This window comes from Vandammella animalimorsus (assembly GCF_002288875.1).
Classification (GTDB): Bacteria; Pseudomonadota; Gammaproteobacteria; order Burkholderiales; family Burkholderiaceae_C; genus Lampropedia; species Lampropedia animalimorsus.
In genome coordinates this window covers 624330-641086 of the sequence record NZ_NTBH01000001.1, presented here as the reverse complement: position 1 = coordinate 641086, position 16757 = coordinate 624330, and the positions used below count along the sequence as shown (strand labels likewise).

Sequence of the window (16757 nt, the reverse complement as noted above, 5' to 3'; positions counted from 1 at the left end):
CGGTGACGAGATTGCGGCAGCGAGGATAACGCACAATCCCCGCCCGACAGAATAATGACAATCACGTGTGCTTTTGACAACAGAGGCGCAAAAACAAGCGTAACTTGTTCTTTGCATTGCCCAGCCATGCTGATAGTATGTGTGTCAAGTCGTACATTTTGTTGCTCTATTTAACAGGGCAAGAAGGGGGTAATGTGGTCTCAACGAGATCTCTGTTCGGTGCCAAATCGACGCCGCTGGTTGGCATCGATGTGAGCACATCCAGTGTGAAGCTGGTCGAGCTCAGTGGCTCGCGCGATGGCAAGATCACCTTGGAGCGCGCGGCTCTTGAGCGTCTGGAAAAAGGCTGGGTCAGCGAGGGCAATATCGAGAACTTCGATGAGGTGGCAGAGGCTTTGCGCCGTTTGGTGAAGAAGAGTGGCACCAAAACGCGCCAGGCTGCGCTTGCCTTGCCTTCGTCGGCAGTGATCACGCGCAAGATTGTGCTGCCATCAGGGCTTTCTGAGGAGGAGCTGGAAATTCAGGTGGAGTCCGAAGCCAGTCATTACATCCCCTTTTCCTTGGATGAGGTGAGCCTGGACTTTTGCGTCATTGGCCCCTCCAAGCATTCCAGCGACGATGTGGAAGTGCTCATTGCCGCATCGCGCAAGGATCGCGTGCAGGATCGTCAGGGCCTGGCAGAGGCTGCTGGTCTGAAGGCTGTTGTGCTGGACATCGAGTCCTACGCATCGCGCCTGGCTGTCACTCGTCTGGCCAAGGCTTGGCCCAAGTCTTCCGAGGCCCCTCTGGTGGCCTTGCTGGAAATTGGCGCCTCGACCAGCAATCTGCTGGTGATGCAAGGCGAAGAAATTCTGTTTGAGCGAGAGCAGTCCTTCGGCGGTGGGCAACTGACCCAAGCCATAGCGCGTCATTATGGGATTTCTGCCGAAGAGGCGGAAAACAAAAAGCGCAGCGGTGACATGCCCGAAGATTACAACTTGGCCGTGTTACGCCCATTCGTGAATAGCATCACTCAGGAAATCAGCCGTTCGCTGCAGTTTTTCTATACCAGTTCACCCTACAACTCGGTGCACACAAAATCCTACTGGCTGGCGGCACTGCCATCGTCGATGGCTTGGCTGCTGCCGTTACGCAGGCCACCGAGACAGTGTGCCAGGTCGCCAGCCCGTTCGAGGGCATGGAAATGGGCGGCGGCGTGCGTATGAAGACGGTCATGCGTGAGGCGCCTAGTTACTTGACGGCTTGTGGTTTGGCCTTGAGGAGATTTGATCAATGATTCAGATTAACCTGTTGCCTCACCGGGAGGCCGCGAAAAAGGTTCGCAAAGAAACCTTCATGGCCAGTTGCGTGCTCTCTGCTATTGCTGGGGCGGCCATTGCTGGTGGGATCTACTTGTTTTTTCAAACCTTGATTGCTGATCAAGAAAATGCCAATCGCATGATTGAGCAGGAGAATGCCAGGCTCAAGGATCAGATCAAGGAGGTTGCTAATATCGAGGCGGAAATTGCGGCGCTCAAAGCCCGGCAGGAAGCGGTTGAAAACCTCCAGTCCGAGCGTAATTTGCCTGTGGAGTTGCTCAATGAAATTGTGCGTGAGACTCCCAATGGTTCTTATGTGACATCTCTGAATAAAACAGCTAAAACGGTGGCTTTGATGGGAATTGCCCAGTCGAACCAGACTGTTGCTGATTTGCTAAGAAATATCACTGACAATATGCCGTGGGACTCCAGGCCGCAGTTGGTTGAAACCAAGGCGGCGAAAATCAATCTCGGGGCAAATAGGGAGCGTCAAGCATTTGGATATTCTTTGAATTTTGGCTTGAGCAAACAGGGCGCAGATGAAGAGTCGGATGGTAAGAAATGACAGGAGGGGATCATGGCTAATTTAATGTCCCAGTTTCAGCAAACCAGTGGTCGAGACCCCTGGCTGTGGCCTATCGTGCCACGCTTGGTTGTGTTTGCCTTGATTGCTGCTGGTGTTGCCATCCTGTTGTGGTTTTTGTGGCTTGTGAACTTCAAGGATGAGCTTGAAGCGGCGCGCGCTAAAGAAGAAACCTTGCGTGCAGAATTCAGTAAGGATTACAAAAAAGCTATCAACTTGGATGCCTTGAAAAAGCAACGCGAGCAGGCCATCCAATATGTCAATCTGTTGGAGAAGCAACTTCCCAACAAAGCGGAGATGGCGGCCTTGCTTTCCGATATCAACCAGGCAGGAGTGGGTCGAGGTTTGCAGTTTGAGTCGTTCAAGCCAGGAGCGCCTCAGCTGAAGGACTATTATGCTGAGCAGCCCATAGAAATCATGGTCACTGGCACCTACGATGCCATTGGCGAGTTTCTTTCAGATATTGCTCACCTGTCTCGTATCGTGACCGTTGGGAATATGGAAATTAAAAAGAAAAATCCGACGGATGAGAGGTTGGATATGAAAGCCATTGCGGTGACTTACCGCTATCTTGATCCGGAAGAGGTGGCCAGTGTGCAGCGTGAGAAGCAAAAACAGCAGAAGAGGTAAGTCATGGCATCTTCATTTCATTGGTCAAGGTATCTTTTGATTTTGGGTGTGAGTGGCTCCTTGCTGGGGTGCATCATGGATTCCAGGCAAAGTGAAGTATCTGCCTGGATGGCTCGTGAAAAAAGCCAGGCGGTTCCTAACATCCAGCCTTTGCGGGAGCCGCTGGTGTTTCAACCTGTGGCATATGATCGCGGCTCTGCCGAGGATCCGTTTGCCTTTGAGAAGTTGGCCAGGGTGTTCCAGTCAGGGCAGGTGCGGGGAGATACTCGTTTGATTGATCAGCACCGCAATCGACGCAAAGAACCTCTGGAAGCTTATCCTCTGGACTCTATCAAGATGGTAGGCTTCATGCAAAAGGCAGGCAAGCCAACAGCATTGGTTTTGGTTGAGAATCATCTTTACCAGGTTGTTGCAGGTAACTACATCGGGCAGAACTATGGCCTGATTCGGAATATTTCCGAGACACAGATGAAACTGCAGGAAGTTGTACAAGATGCAACAGGTGAATGGATTGAACAGTCGACAGTGCTTGAGCTGCAGGAGTGAAGGAGAAAAAATGCAAAAGATGAATTTAAAGCGAGGTGCCCTGGGCGCCAAATTGCTGCTGAGCGGCTTGTTTCTGAGCTCTGCTTTCTCTGCCTATGCCGCGGATATTGTTTCTGTGACTGGTATGCAGCAGAATGGGCGTGAGGTGATTCAGATTGAGTTGAACGACGAAATTGATTTCGATCCGGTGGCTTTTCTGGTGCAATCGCCTGCGCGAATTTCCTTGGACTTTCCTGGAGTTGGCGTCATTTCTGGGCGTCAGAGTGCTGCGATCAATCAGGGAAATTTGCGCACCATTAATGCGATTGATGCAGCAGACCGGGCGCGCGTTGTCTTGAGTCTGCGTGAGCCTGCCAATTACGAAATACAGCGGGCGGGCAAGACTGTGAAGGTTTTCTTGCATTCACCAACCGGCAGCAGTGCTCATGCTGTGAAGTCTTCCGGCAGCAGCCTGGGGGGGCAGCACCGTGCAGCAGCAGCTGGGGCAGTTGCTTTGCAGGGCTTGGATTTCCGCAGGGGCGTTGATGGCGCTGCGCGTGTGCTGATTGACCTGCCTGCGCAAGGCGTAGAGGTTGATCTGCGGCAGGAAGGCAAGCGAATTGTGCTGGACATCCCCAATGTGTCGCTGCCCACCCAATTGCGCAATCGCTTGGATGTGACAGACTTTGGAACACCCGTGACGTTTGTGCAGGCACGGCAAACAGCCCACTCAACGCGCGTCGAGGTCGAGGCCGAAGGCGACTGGGCGCACAGCGCCTATCAGGCCGATGGGCAGTATGTGCTGGAGCTGCGTCGTGTTGAGCCCGAGCCCAATAAACTGACGCCGGGCGTGGGGTTCAAAGGGGAAAAGCTGTCGCTGAATTTTCAGAATATTGAAATTCGATCGTTGCTGCAGGTCATTGCAGATTTCACCAATTTCAATATTGTGACTTCTGACTCTGTGCAAGGAACCTTGACACTCCGCTTGCAGGACGTGCCCTGGGATCAGGCCCTGCAGATCATTTTGGACTCCAAGGAGCTGGGCTACGAAAAAAATGGCAATGTGTTGTGGGTGGCGCCCAAGGATGAATTGGATGCACGACGCCAAAAGGATTATGAGGCGCAAGCCGCATTGCAAAAGCTGGAGCCGTTGCGTACCCAAGCGTTTCAGCTGAATTATGCGCGGGCTGAATACATTGCAGAGCAGTTGACCAACAGTGGTACAAGTTCTGGAACTGGCGATACGCACAACAACCGTTTCCTCACGGAGCGCGGCTCTGCCATTGCCGAGCGCCGCACCAATCAATTGTTCGTGACCGACACGCCTTCACGTTTGGAAGAAGTGGCCAGATTGATTTCCACTTGGGATATTCCGGTGCGCCAAGTCTTGATCGAGGCGCGCATTGTGGAAGCCACGGACAGTTTCGGGCGCAACCTGGGCGCGCGTCTTGGCGGCAATGATTTGCGCGCCGAACGGGGCGGAGATGGGGGCTACCACATTGGCCGAGGCAATCGAGTGGTGTTTGGCGGCAGCTATGCCAATGTGCTCACCAGTTCAGGGGCAGCAGCAGGCACCAGCAGCAATGGCGCATTCATCAATTTGCCAGCTTCGGGTTTTGGCGAAGGGAGCCAGGCGGCAAGCTTTGCCCTTTCTATCTTCAATGCTGCGGCCAATCGCTTCTTGAACCTGGAGCTCTCTGCGCTGGAGTCCACGGGGGAGGGCAGGGTGATCTCCAGCCCGCGCGTCGTGACGGCTGACCAGGTGGAGGCATTCATTGAGCAAGGCCGTGAGATTCCTTTCACGACCACAGCGCCCAATGGGGCCAGCACTATTGAGTTCAAGAAAGCCGTGATGCGCTTGGGGGTGACGCCACAGATCACTCCGGAAGGCAACGTCATTCTTGACCTGCAAGTCAATAAGGACAGCCCGAACTATGAAGGCGGCACGGTGGCCATCGACACCAAGAGGGTGACGACACAGGTCCTGGTTGAAAATGGCGGTACGGTGGTGATCGGTGGCATTTTTGAGCTGCAGGAAACCTCTGGCGAGACAAAAGTCCCCTTCTTGGGCGACCTCCCCATCGCTGGGCACTTGTTCAAGAAAACAACGCGCAATACCAGCAAGAGCGAGCTTTTGGTGTTCATCACCCCCAAGATCGTGACCGAGCAAAATACAATGCGCCGCTGACGGGAGCGTTGGGTTGCTGGATTCTTCCTGCAATGGCTTGTCAGCTTGGTCGTTTGAATGGACTTGATGAGCTGTTTTTTTGAATGAATTCGACGTCATGAACTCATGAATTCTGATGAAGGAGTAATCAGGTGAATGTAGAGAAGATTTGCCGTAAAGGCATGTATTGGACAGTGGTTGCTGGCGCAGCCACCGTGCTGCTCGCTTGCGGCGGTGGGGGCGGCGGCGGGAGTGGCGGCACTCCGAACGCACCCTATAAAATTGAGCTGACAGCCCAGCGTTATTCCTTGCCTTTGAATCTGGAAAACAAGCGCCCTGGTTTGGATGGCTATTCTGGAGTTGGCCGTTTGTCGCCCTATACAGTGGCCTTGGATGTCAAGGCCACCATTGCTGGGCGACCGATTCCTAGCAGCGGGGACGAAAAGGTTTTTGGTTGTTCGTTGGATCGTTCCATTGGCAATGATGTGTCTCTGTACTATTTGGATGGTGATCCGGAGCACATGGTGGATGTGACCTTGGCAGATGGGCGGACAGTCAAAGTCCCAGGGGCTTATCGCTCCATTGCCTTGCCATCGAATTCGGGCATGGCGACATTCCACTTCCATGCCGACGATACCGCAGGCGTAGCTAAAATTACTTGCAGCATTCAGGATCCGCGCGACAAGCAAGTGCGTGAGGCCAGTGTGGAAATCAAGGTTGGTGAAGACAATCCCAATCCAAGCCCCACAGATTTGTACATTGAAACTCGCACCACAGGCAGTGTGGGGTACACCTTCACACAGGGTTCGCAGCTCAATAACCAGATTCAGGTTCAGGCAGCTATTTTTGATGTACAGAACCAACGTGTGCCCGACCCGGTTGGCAATAACCTGCACGCCCGTATCGTGTCTGGCTACAGCGATGCTGCCATCGGTGCGCGCCTTGGCTCTGCAGGCGCGGGCAGCACAGGTCGCAATACCTGGGTGTCTTCAAAGACCATCAATGGCCGGGCCACTTTTACGGTGTTTGGCGGCCAATATGAGGGCCCCATCCTGATCGAGTTCCTGACCGACGCGCTGGATAATAACGTTGACAATGGTATTGCCGTGCCGGTGAGCAATTTGACGGTGGTTTATGCCTTGAATCAGCCGCCTCCGGATTTTGTGACTCCAGTGGAGATCGCAGATCAAGAATTGGTGGGTTATTTTGAGCAGCCGTTCCTGGCCGTGCTGGATTTTGCGGTAGACGACAAAGGCAACAAGCTGCGTGGCATTCCGCCCCATACTTGGCGCCTTATCAACGGGCGTTTGCCAGAGGGTCTGATTCTGCAATCCAATGGGGTGATTACTGGGACACCCAAGGAAATCATCAAAAATCACAAGTTTGAAGTAGCAGTGGTTGACTCGACGGGCAGTCGTTTGCCATGGGCTGGCAATCAGAGCGATACCCATGTGTTCTCCATCACTATTGAGGAGTCGCAGTACAAAGTACATATTGCTGAGTGCGGTACTTCGGCAAATTCTGGGGCTGTGTGCGAGCTTGCGCCTGCAGTTGTAGGTAATTCCTACTTCTTTGTGCTCACTGGTGCAGGTGGTAATGGCACGTATACTTGGGAGTCCTTGCCCGCCTCGCCTCCGCCTATTCATGGTTTCTTGAACTTTGATGCTCAAACAGCTATTTTGACATCAGAGGGGGTGGTTCCAGCGTCGCTGTTGGCTTGCGTTACGGTGCCAGGCAACCCAGGCAACCCAGGCAATCCAGGTGCGATGCCTCCTGTGCCTCCCGTACCCCCTACACCGGAAACGTATGAGTATCAAGACAAGCCCTATGATTTCGTGATCTCGGTCACGTCTGCGGGGATTACACACCGTCAACCAGTTCGAGTAAAAGTCACTGGGGATGGAACTAAGCCGACAAGCTGTCCTTGACTTCCTACGGTTCTGATATTTTCCCTTCCCGATGAGCTGTCTCTCATGCTGAGAGTGGCTTGAAAAGCCAAAGGTGGTTCTGAAAGGTGCCATCTTTGGCTAATTTTTTGTTTGGTGGAAGATCACGTCAATAGCGAGACAATGTGTGTTTTTAGATTTGTAAATTTCCCTGCGGGATAATCCTTTCAAAAGCTCAAGCCAATTTTTATTTCTTCTTGATTTTCAGTGTTTTATTGACCTCTGAATTCGTGTAAATACGCCTTCGTAATTTTTGTGTTTCGATATTATTTTGGGTTTTCCATGCTTGCTTTCTACAGCACTGCCCTTTGGCTGGCCCAACCTTTGCTGCGCCGCAAGCTGGCGCGGCGTGCGCGGGCTGAGCCTTTGTATGGGCAGTTTGTACCTGAGCGGTTCGGTCACTATGCGAAGCAATCCTTGATGCTGGACGAGCCGCGGCCGTTGTGGATTCATGCTGTCTCTTTGGGCGAAACCCGTGCGGCAGGCCAATTGATTGGGGCTTTGCGCGAGCGAGTTCCCGGCTTGCCACTGCTGTTGACCCATGGCACGGCCACGGGCCGGGCTGAAGGCGCCAAGCTGCTGCAGCCCGGCGATAGGCAATGTTGGTACCCGTGGGACACCCAGGGCGCGGTGCGCCGGTTTCTGCGCTGGCATCGGCCAGCGATGGGCCTGTTGATGGAAACCGAGGTCTGGCCGACCATGGTGGCGCAGTGCCAGGCCATGGATGTGCCGCTGTGGCTGGTCAATGCGCGCTTGAGCGTCAAGTCGCAAGCGGCGGTGCAAAAAGGGCGTTGGCTGATGGGCCCGGCGTATCAGGGCCTGAGTGCAGTGCTGGCGCAGACTGACGCCGATGCCCAGCGCCTGCGTGCAGTGGGCGCCCATGTGACGGCGGTGACCGGCAACATCAAGTTCGACGCTCGACCCGATGCGGCGCAATGTGCACAGGGCTTTGCCTGGCGCCAGGTGTTCGAGCGCCAGACGGGCAAGCGCATTGCGGTGCTGGCCAGCTCGCGCGATGGGGAAGAAGCCCAATGGTTGGCAGCATGGCGCGCCCATATGGATATGGCAACTGGCGACAGCGACACCCTGGCGCCAGCGTTGCAATGGCTGGTGGTGCCGCGCCATCCACAGCGCTTTGACGAGGTTGAAGCCTTGCTAAAGCAAGCTGGCTATGCGGTTTCGCGTCGCAGTGCCTGGGGCGATAGCGGCCCTTTTAGAGATGGGCAGGGTGTCGCTGGTATTCAACCTGGCGTTTGGCTGGGCGATTCCATGGGCGAAATGGCTTTGTATTACAGCCTGGCGCATGTGGCATTGCTGGGTGGCTCGTTCGAGCCGCTGGGTGGGCAGAACTTGATCGAGGCAGCCGCCTGTGGATGCCCTGTGGTGCTAGGGCCGCACACCTTCAATTTTGCGCAGGCCGCAGACGATGCGGTAGCGGCGCAAGCGGCATTGCGAGTGGCCGATATGCAGCAGGCGGTAGAGCAGGCTCAGGCAGTATGTCAGGATCAGGCGCGCTGGCAGGCCATGCAGATTGCGGCCAGCACATTTGCTCAGCGTCATCGAGGGGCATTGGATCGGCTGGCCGATGCGGTTGCCCAAGCCTGGTTGGCGCAGACCGCATAAGTATTTGGAAAATTTTGCACAAGCCACAAAGATGAGCTTGACATGGCCTGCCAAGCGCAAAAAGCAGCGTGAAGAATGTTTGGCAAGCATGCTGCGCCGCTGCTTTCCAAGATGTAGGCCCAGCGCTGGGGGCGCATAATGCGCAGTTTGCTGTTCATGCCCTTGCGGACCGATGCATCTGCATACGTGTCTGCCATATCTTGTAAAGAGGCTTGGCGTTGTTTTTGCCCTGTTGCGCCCGATGGCTTGTGAATTGGCACGACGGCACCTGTATTGGGGTCATGAACAGGCCCGGCCAGAGTGCAAAGCAGCAATAGGCTTCAATCAAAACCATTGTTCATCATGAGAGTGGCCAGCAGGCAGACGCGGCTTAAAACGACATTGACCGCACAGAAAGCCAAGGTGCGCGAGTACCGGGATTTCTTTCTGGCTTGGCGCAAAAATCCCAAGGCCGTGGGTGCGCTGATGCCGTCGAGCCCAGCGCTGGCGCGGGCCATCACGCGCCATGTGGAGCCAGGCACGGGCCCGGTTTTGGAGCTGGGCGTGGGCACGGGGGTATTCACCCGGGCATTGCTGGCGCGAGGGGTGGCACAACGGGATTTGATTTTGGTCGAGCGCGACGCGGCCTTGGCCAAGGCCTTGCAGCAGGCCTTTCCCGAGGCTCTGGTCGTAACTGACGATGCCAGCCGCCTGGGGCGGCCTGGGCCGCAGTGCCATGCCAACTTGCCGCCACTGTCTGCCGCGGTGTGCGGCCTGCCCTTGCTGAATATGGGCCCAGCGCAGCAATTGCGCATCGTGCGCAGCGTATTTGCGGCGCTGCAACCAGGCAAAGCCCTGTATCTGTTCACCTACGGTTGGCACTGTCCAGTGCGTCGCAAAGTGCTCGAGCGACTGGGTATTGAGGCGCAACGCATCGACACGGTGATGGCCAATGTGCCGCCTGCGCATGTTTGGCGGCTGAGCAGCGCCCAGATTCAGTGACAGTGGCAAATGCGCCAGCTGTCGTGCGCGTGCTACGGTGCAGCTGGCCAAAGATGGTACATTCGTTTTCCTATTCGAGTATTTTGTTGCAAAAATTTCAGGCAATCGGCCAACTTCGACGGAGGGATGAACCATGGCAGCGATGGAGCGCTTGTTGCGACTGATGGCGGAGAACAAAGCCTCCGACATTTACCTCTCTGCGCACTCGCCGGTGATGATCAAGATTCGCGGCGAAACCATTCCCGTCAATAACCAGGTGCTGGCGCCCGAGGCCACGCTCAAGCTGCTGGCGGAAGTCGTGCCCAAGGAGCGCATCGACGAGCTCAAGCGCTGCGGTGAGTTGAACATGGCCGTGCCGCTGGAAGGGGTGGGGCGCTTTCGTATCAGCGCTATGCGCCAGCGCGGCAGCTACGCGGTGGTGATTCGCTACATCCCGCGCGATATTCCCGAGTTGGCCACGCTGCGCTTGCCGCCCGTCATGGAGGAGCTGGCCATGGAAAAGCGCGGCCTGATTCTGTTGGTGGGCGCCACGGGTTCGGGCAAGAGCACCACCATTGCGGCCATGATGGACTTGCGCAACAAGCTGGTGGCCAACCACATCCTGACCATTGAAGACCCGATCGAATACGAGTTCAGCAACCGCCGCAGCGTCGTCAACCAGCGTGAGGTCGGCACCGACACGGAGTCTTTGCAGATCGGCCTGAAAAACGCGCTGCGCCAGGCGCCGGACGTGATCCAGATCGGCGAGATCCGCGACCGAGAAACCATGTCTGCGGCCATGGCCTATGCCCAATCGGGCCACCTGTGCATCTCCACCCTGCACGCCAACAACAGCTACCACGCACTCAACCGCATTCTGAGCTTCTACCCTGTGGAAGTGCGCCCGACCATGCTGGGCGACCTGGCCGCCACGCTCAAGGCGGTGATCTCGCAGCGCCTGCTGCGCGGGCTCGATGGCCAGCGCATCCCCGCTGTGGAAGTGCTGCTCAACACCAAACTGGTCTCGGAGCTGATCGAGGCCAGCGATTTCTCCGGCATCCGCGATGCCATGCAGCAATCCATGTCCGAAGGCTCGCAAACCTTCGAGGAGTCGCTGGCCTTCATGGTCTCTGAAGGGCTGATCGACCGCAAGGAAGCCTTCAGCTACGCCGACTCGCCCACCAACCTCATGTGGCGCCTGCAAAACGACTTCGCCATGGCCGCCAATGCCGCCAAGGCGCGCGTGCAATCGACCGAAGCCGAAAGCGACGAGCCCTCGTTCACTGAATTCGCGCTGGACGTGCGCGACGAAGAAGCCTGAGCCACAACTTTGCGTGCGTGTGCTGCCTTGTGGGTTGCTGCGCGTTTGCGCTGGGGTACGCCGCAGCGCAGCAGTGAAGGCCAGAGCGAGGGGGGAAAGCATGAACGCTGGCACCACCGATGAGACGCAGCGCTTTCTGATCGAACAGGCCTGCAAGGCGCCCTCGGGTCACAACACCCAGCCCTGGCTGTTCGAGCCCGGCGCGCAGCAGATCCGCATCCACCCGGACTTGCGCCAGGCGCTGCCGGTGGTCGATCCCGAACATCGCGAGCTGTTCATCAGCCTTGGCTGTGCCGCAGAAAACCTCTGCCTGGCCGCCAGCACAAGGGGCTTGCGCACGGCGCAGGCGATCAGCCCGCAAGGCGTCATCACCATCGCGCTGACGCCAGACCCCGCGCAGGGTGCAGACCCGCTGGCCGCCGCCATCGACGCCCGCCAGACCAACCGCTCCCGCTACGACGGCACGCCGGTGCCCGAAGACTTGCTGTACGGCATCCTTGAGCAAGGCTGTGCCGAGCCGGGCATTGTGCTGCAGGCTTGGCCGCTAGGCTCGGCGCCTTTCGAGCGGCTGAGCGACTACGTGCAGCAAGGCAATGCCATCCAGATGCGCGATGCCGCCTTCAAGCAGGAGCTGCTGCAGTGGATTCGCTTCAACGCCGGCCAGGCGCGCAGCACCCGCAATGGCATCAGCCATGCTGCGCTGGGCGCGCCCAGCCTGCCGGCCTGGATCTCCCGCCCCATCGTGCGCCATGCGCTCGATCCCGTGCGGCAAAACCGCAGCGATGCCCAGCGCCTGCGCTCAGCCTCGCACCTGATCCTGATTGCCAGCTACGAGGACAGCATCCCCGCCTGGGTGGCCGCCGGCCGCAGCCTGCAGCGATTGCTGCTGCGCCTGACCAGCGCGGGCATCGCTCACTCCTACCTCAACCCGCCCTGCGAAGTGCCGGCGCTGCGCCAGCGCCTGGCGGTCGAGCCCTGGGTGCAGGCCCAGCCGCAAATCCTGCTGCGCATCGGCCACGCCAAGCGCCTGCCTGCTTCTTGGCGCAAGCCCATCGAGGCGGTCTTGTACCAGGCCGCCTGATGGCTTTCGAGCGCCGCGCTCGCTCGCGCCAGGTGGGCAATCGGCTACCATCGCCGCCGCGCGTGCCCGGCCGCTGCCATGTGCCGCACGGTATGCGCATTGCTGCGCCCCATGCCCCAAGCTGCGCTGTTGACAGCGCGTGGCCGGGCGCCTTGTTCTGCCCCCGATTTGCCTGAGCCCGCGCCATGACCGAGCCCGCTTCCCCACTGCAAGCCAATGCCTTGGCCTTGCTCAAAGAACTGATCGCCAAACCTTCCGTCACGCCCGACGACGCCGGTTGCCAGGCCTTGCTGGCCCAGCGTCTGCAGGCCCTGGGTTTCGAGCTGGAGTGGCTGCCGGCCGGCCCGGCCGAGGCCCGCGTGAGCAACCTCTGGGCCACGCGCGCGGCGGCGCAGCCGGATGCGCCGACGCTGGTGTTTGCCGGCCATACAGACGTGGTGCCCAGTGGCGCCGAGTCGCACTGGAGCAGTCCGCCCTTCAAGCCCACTGAGCGCGAGGGCCGGCTCTATGGGCGCGGCGCCAGCGACATGAAAGGCTCGATCGCCGCCTTTGTGGCCGCGCTCGAATCAGTGATTCAGCAGCAGCCCCGGCAGGCGTTGCGTCTGGCCCTGCTATTGACCAGCGATGAAGAGGGGCCGGCCGTGCACGGCACGACCCACGTGATCGAAACCCTGCGCGCGCGCGGCGAGCGCCTTGATTACTGCATCGTGGGCGAGCCCACGGCGGAAAAGCGCACTGGCGACATGATCAAGAGCGGCCGCCGCGGCAGCCTGAGCGGCCGCCTGCACGTGCATGGCGTGCAGGGCCACATCGCCTACCCGCACCTGGCGCGCAACCCCATCCACCAGGCCTTGCCAGCGCTGGCCGAGCTGGCAGCCACCGAGTGGGATGCGGGCAATGAGTTCTTCCCGCCCACCAGCTGGCAAATCAGCAACATTCACGCCGGCACTGGCGCGGGCAATGTCATCCCGGGCGAGCTGGTGGTGGATTTCAATTTCCGCTTCAGCACCGAATCCAGCGATGCCCAGCTGCGCCAGCGCGTGCATGCGGTGCTCGATCGGCACGGCCTGGATTACACGCTGCACTGGACCTTGGGTGGCCAGCCCTTTCTCACCCCCAGCGGCACGCTGGTGCAGCTGGTGCAACAGGCCGTGGGCCAAGTCACAGGGCTCAGCCCCGAGCTGTCCACCAGCGGCGGCACCAGCGATGGCCGCTTCATCGCGACCCTGTGCCCGCAGGTCATTGAGCTGGGCCCGCCCAACGCCAGCATCCACAAGGTCGATGAGCACATTGCCCTGGCTGATCTGGACACTCTCACGCGCATCTACGCACAATTGCTGGAGCTGCTGCATGCCCAGCATGCGGGCGGCGCCGGTGCAAACACCCAGGCGGCGGCATGAGCAGTGCAATGAACGACGGCATCCGCGCCGGCATGGCGATTGAGGCGGCCATTGCACAGGCTGCTGCGCAGCTCGAACGCAGCGGCGTGGCCTTTGGCCACGGCACCGACAACGCCTGGGACGAGGCGGCTTGGCTCACGCTCTGGAGCCTGGGCCTGGCGCTGGACACTGAGCTGGCCAGTCTGGCCCCGCAGACGCTGGACAGCGCCCAGGCCCAGGCCTTGCAGGCCCTGCTGCAGCGCCGCATCAGCGAGCGCAAGCCCGCCGCTTACCTCACCCGCGAAGCCTGGCTGCACGGCGTGCCGTTCTACGTCGATGAACGCAGCATCGTGCCGCGCAGTCTGATTGCTGCGCCCCTGCTCGAAGGCCGGCTCGACGCCTGGCTGCCCGAGCAGGGCGGCCAGGTGCTCGATCTGTGCACCGGCAACGGCAGTCTGGCTGTGCTGGCCGCATTGGCCTGGCCGCAGGCGCAGATCGATGCCGTCGACATCAGCGCCGACGCGCTGGCCGTGGCTGCCATCAACTGTGAGCGCCACGGCTTGCAGACGCGCATCCGTTTGATCGAATCCGACGGCCTGCAGGCGCTGCAGCCGGCCCAGCCGCGCTACGACTTGGTGCTGTGCAATCCGCCCTACGTCAACAGCCGCAGCATGGCTGCCCTGCCGGGCGAATACCGGGCTGAGCCGGCGCTGGCGCTGGCCGGTGGCGAGGACGGCATGGACTTCATCCGCCCCATGCTGCAAGCCCTGCCTGAGCACATGAACGATGGCGCGGCGCTGGTGCTGGAGATCGGCCACGAGCGCGCCCACTTCGAGCGGGCCTTTGGCACACTGCAGGCACTGTGGCTGAGCGAGCCCGAGGACGGCGGCGACGTGCTGCTGCTGGAAAAGGCCGAGCTGCTGCGCTGGCGCGCCGCGCAAGGGCGCAGCCCCGGCGCATGAGCCAGCAGGGCGGCAGGGGGCAAGGGCAATGGACTGGGACAATCTGCGATTCTTTCTGGCGCTGGCGCGCACTGGCACGCTGGTCAATGCGGCGCGCACGGTGCAGGTCGATCACACCACGGTCAGCCGCCGCATCCAGGTGCTGGAAAAGCAAATGGGCGTGCCCTTGTTTGCCCGCGAGGCCTCGGGCCACCGCCTGACCGAGGCCGGGCGCCACCTGCTGCCGCAGGCCGAGGCCATGGAGGCGGCGTTCCTGTCGATTGAGAGCAGCTCGCTGGTCACGCAGGAAGGCCTGTCCGGCCTGGTGCGCGTGGGCGTGCCCGAAGGGCTGGGCACCCAGGTGCTGGCCGCGCCGTTGGCCGAGCTGGCGCGCCAGCACCCCAGCCTGGTGATCGACTTGCTGGCGCTGCCGCGGCTGGTGCATCTCTCGCGCCGCGAGGCAGACATCGTGATCTCGCTGGAGCGGCCCACGCGCGGCTCTGTGGTGGTCACCAAGCTCAGCGACTATGTGCTGCGGCTGTATGGCGCGCGCGATTACCTGGCGCAGCATGCGCCGATCACGTCCATGGACGATTTGGCCGAGCACACCTTCATCTCCTACGTGGACGATTTGCTGTTTTCCAAGCAGCTGCAGTTTCTGGAGAGCTTTTTCCAGCCGCAGCACTTCGGCCTGCGCAGCACCAGCGTGCTGGCGCAGTACCAGGCGGTGCGCGCTGGCGCTGGCCTGGCCATTTTGCCGGCCTTCATCGGCGACAGGGATCCAGCGCTGGTGCAGTTGCTGCCGCAGCAGGCGCAGTTTCAGCGCACGTTCTGGATGTCGATGCCGGCAGAAATCCGCCATCTGGCGCGGGTGCAGGCCGTCTGGCAGTTTTTGCGCGACGTGGCCCGCAAGCCGCAAAGTGGACTGTTGCCACAGCCGGAGTGAACACGCTGGGCGATGAATAAGGGAGGGCAGGCCATGCAGCAAGGCAATGAATGGGATGGGGCAAGGCTGCTGCCCTGGCTGCAGCTGAGCCTGTGCGAGGGCATTGGGCCGTTGCGCGCCGCGCGGCTGTTGGCCCAGTTCGGCACGCCGCAAGCCGTGCTGCAACAACCGTTGCCGCTGTTGCAACAGGTGCTGGGCTCGGTGGCGCTGGCGCAGCGTCTGTTGCAGCCCGATGAGGCCGCGCTGCAGGCGGCGCTGGCGCGGCTGCAGCAATGGCTGAGCCAGGCCGATGCCGATCTGGGTCTGGCCCACGCGGTCTGGACGCTGGACGACCCGCGCTATCCCTGGGCGCTGCGCCAGCTCGACGACCCGCCGCTGTTGCTGTATGCCGTGGGCCCGCGCGCCTGGCTGGATGCCCAGGCGCCCATGCCTTGGTGGCAGCGTTGCGGGCCCATGCTGGCGGTGGTGGGCAGCCGCCAGCCCACGGCGCAGGGCGCGCAGAACGCGCGCCAGTTTGCCCAGCAGCTGCAGGAGCTGGGCGTGTGCATCGTCTCCGGGCTGGCGCGCGGCATCGATGCCGCAGCCCATGAAGGCGCCCTGTTGGCCCAGCAGGATGCCGAGCCTGGGGCGCGGCTGGCCACCATCGCCGTGATGGGCACGGGCGCCGATCGCATTTATCCGGCGGCGCATCGCGCGCTGGCCCGGCGCATCGCCCAGCAGGGCCTGCTGCTGAGCGAACAGCCCCTGGGCATGCTGCCGCTGGCCACCAACTTCCCGCGCCGCAACCGCATCATCACCGGGCTGAGTCAGGCCGTGCTGGTGGTCGAGGCGGCGGAGAAATCCGGCTCGCTCATCTCCGCCCGGCTGGCAGCCGAGCAGGGGCGGGACGTGCTGGCCATCCCCGGCTCCATCCACTCGCCCCAATCGCGCGGCTGCCATGGCCTGATCAAGCAGGGCGCCAAGCTGGTGGACTGCGTGGCCGATGTGCTGGAGGAGCTGGCCGGCCCCGCTGCTGCGCCCGACGTCCAGGCACTGGCCGCGCCGGGTGTGGTGCGCGGTGACGGTGGCGAAGGCCAGGATGGCGAAACGTTGGATGAGCTTGTATCGCAGCAAGGGCCTGAGCCTGCCCCGGCGCCAGCACCACCCGCGCCGCCGAAGCCGTTGGGGCCTCTGGGGCCGCAGCAGGCGCTGCTTGAAGCCATGGGCTTTGACCCCGTCAGCCTGGAGCAGCTGGAGGCGCGCACCGGCCTGCCTACGGCGCAACTGCAGGTGCTGCTGCTGGAGCTGGAGCTGGCCCAGGCCGTGGCACGCATGCCTGGCGGTTGGTTCCAGCGCCTGGGCCTAGCCTGAGGGCCGG

Annotated in this window: 13 protein-coding genes and 1 pseudogene; all 14 read left to right on the top strand. The window is 60.3% G+C overall.

Going from position 1 to position 16757, the window contains the following annotated elements; all coding sequences use genetic code 11:
- The first annotated feature begins 194 nt into the window (after positions 1-194).
- The 14 genes and pseudogenes from CLI93_RS02700 to dprA all read left to right on the top strand — a co-directional run bounded on the left by CLI93_RS02700 (position 195) and on the right by dprA (position 16750).
- A pseudogene (locus tag CLI93_RS02700) lies at positions 195-1276 on the top strand (pilus assembly protein PilM).
- A complete protein-coding gene (locus tag CLI93_RS02695; protein ID WP_095541204.1) occupies positions 1273-1863 on the top strand; it encodes a PilN domain-containing protein in 591 nt (196 codons plus the stop codon). Before CLI93_RS02700 ends, CLI93_RS02695 begins: the two are co-directional and overlap by 4 nt.
- A 12-nt stretch (positions 1864-1875) precedes the next feature.
- Entirely contained in the window at positions 1876-2511 is a 636-nt protein-coding gene (locus CLI93_RS02690) for a type IV pilus inner membrane component PilO (protein ID WP_095541205.1), read from the top strand.
- 3 nt (positions 2512-2514) lie between these two features.
- Positions 2515-3057, top strand: coding sequence for a pilus assembly protein PilP (locus CLI93_RS02685; RefSeq protein WP_095541206.1), 543 nt, complete (start codon positions 2515-2517; stop codon positions 3055-3057).
- A 10-nt stretch (positions 3058-3067) separates the two neighbouring features.
- Entirely contained in the window at positions 3068-5224 is a 2157-nt protein-coding gene (locus CLI93_RS02680; RefSeq protein ID WP_095541207.1) for a type IV pilus secretin PilQ, read from the top strand.
- A gap of 131 nt (positions 5225-5355) precedes the next feature.
- Entirely contained in the window at positions 5356-7131 is a 1776-nt protein-coding gene (locus tag CLI93_RS14695; protein WP_143326307.1) for a hypothetical protein, read from the top strand.
- A gap of 300 nt (positions 7132-7431) precedes the next feature.
- Positions 7432-8772, top strand: a complete 1341-nt coding sequence (locus CLI93_RS02670) for a 3-deoxy-D-manno-octulosonic acid transferase (protein ID WP_095541209.1) — start codon at positions 7432-7434, stop codon at positions 8770-8772.
- 381 nt (positions 8773-9153) lie between these two features.
- Positions 9154-9753 carry a class I SAM-dependent methyltransferase gene (locus CLI93_RS02665; RefSeq protein ID WP_095541210.1) on the top strand — a complete coding sequence of 200 codons (600 nt, stop codon included), beginning with the start codon at positions 9154-9156 and terminating at the stop codon, positions 9751-9753.
- 133 nt (positions 9754-9886) lie between these two features.
- Positions 9887-11053 carry a PilT/PilU family type 4a pilus ATPase gene (locus tag CLI93_RS02660; RefSeq protein WP_095541211.1) on the top strand — a complete coding sequence of 389 codons (1167 nt, stop codon included), beginning with the start codon at positions 9887-9889 and terminating at the stop codon, positions 11051-11053.
- Between the two features lie 100 nt (positions 11054-11153).
- Positions 11154-12134, top strand: coding sequence for an Acg family FMN-binding oxidoreductase (locus tag CLI93_RS02655; RefSeq protein ID WP_095541212.1), 981 nt, complete (start codon positions 11154-11156; stop codon positions 12132-12134).
- A gap of 185 nt (positions 12135-12319) precedes the next feature.
- Positions 12320-13534 carry a succinyl-diaminopimelate desuccinylase gene (gene dapE / locus CLI93_RS02650; RefSeq protein ID WP_095541213.1) on the top strand — a complete coding sequence of 405 codons (1215 nt, stop codon included), beginning with the start codon at positions 12320-12322 and terminating at the stop codon, positions 13532-13534.
- Positions 13535-13566: 32 nt separating this feature from the next.
- Entirely contained in the window at positions 13567-14475 is a 909-nt protein-coding gene (prmB, locus tag CLI93_RS02645; RefSeq protein ID WP_095541397.1) for a 50S ribosomal protein L3 N(5)-glutamine methyltransferase, read from the top strand.
- A 28-nt stretch (positions 14476-14503) separates the two neighbouring features.
- Positions 14504-15400: a LysR family transcriptional regulator gene (locus CLI93_RS02640; protein WP_095541214.1), complete on the top strand. Its 897-nt coding sequence runs from the start codon at positions 14504-14506 to the stop codon at positions 15398-15400.
- A gap of 33 nt (positions 15401-15433) precedes the next feature.
- Entirely contained in the window at positions 15434-16750 is a 1317-nt protein-coding gene (gene dprA / locus CLI93_RS02635) for a DNA-processing protein DprA (protein ID WP_095541398.1), read from the top strand.
- Positions 16751-16757 lie beyond the last annotated feature (7 nt).

Excerpts from the sequence above, each read along its gene's own strand:
- CLI93_RS02680 (WP_095541207.1), top strand. The coding sequence starts at position 3,068 with ATGCAAAAGATGAATTTAAAGCGAGGTGCCCTGGGCGCCAAATTGCTG.
- dprA (WP_095541398.1), top strand. The coding sequence starts at position 15,434 with ATGCAGCAAGGCAATGAATGGGATGGGGCAAGGCTGCTGCCCTGGCTG.
- CLI93_RS02670 (WP_095541209.1), top strand. The coding sequence starts at position 7,432 with ATGCTTGCTTTCTACAGCACTGCCCTTTGGCTGGCCCAACCTTTGCTG.
- CLI93_RS02640 (WP_095541214.1), top strand. The coding sequence starts at position 14,504 with ATGGACTGGGACAATCTGCGATTCTTTCTGGCGCTGGCGCGCACTGGC.
- CLI93_RS02655 (WP_095541212.1), top strand. The coding sequence starts at position 11,154 with ATGAACGCTGGCACCACCGATGAGACGCAGCGCTTTCTGATCGAACAG.
- CLI93_RS02695 (WP_095541204.1), top strand. The coding sequence starts at position 1,273 with ATGATTCAGATTAACCTGTTGCCTCACCGGGAGGCCGCGAAAAAGGTT.
- CLI93_RS02685 (WP_095541206.1), top strand. The coding sequence starts at position 2,515 with ATGGCATCTTCATTTCATTGGTCAAGGTATCTTTTGATTTTGGGTGTG.
- dapE (WP_095541213.1), top strand. The coding sequence starts at position 12,320 with ATGACCGAGCCCGCTTCCCCACTGCAAGCCAATGCCTTGGCCTTGCTC.
- CLI93_RS02660 (WP_095541211.1), top strand. The coding sequence starts at position 9,887 with ATGGCAGCGATGGAGCGCTTGTTGCGACTGATGGCGGAGAACAAAGCC.
- CLI93_RS02690 (WP_095541205.1), top strand. The coding sequence starts at position 1,876 with ATGGCTAATTTAATGTCCCAGTTTCAGCAAACCAGTGGTCGAGACCCC.
- prmB (WP_095541397.1), top strand. The coding sequence starts at position 13,567 with ATGGCGATTGAGGCGGCCATTGCACAGGCTGCTGCGCAGCTCGAACGC.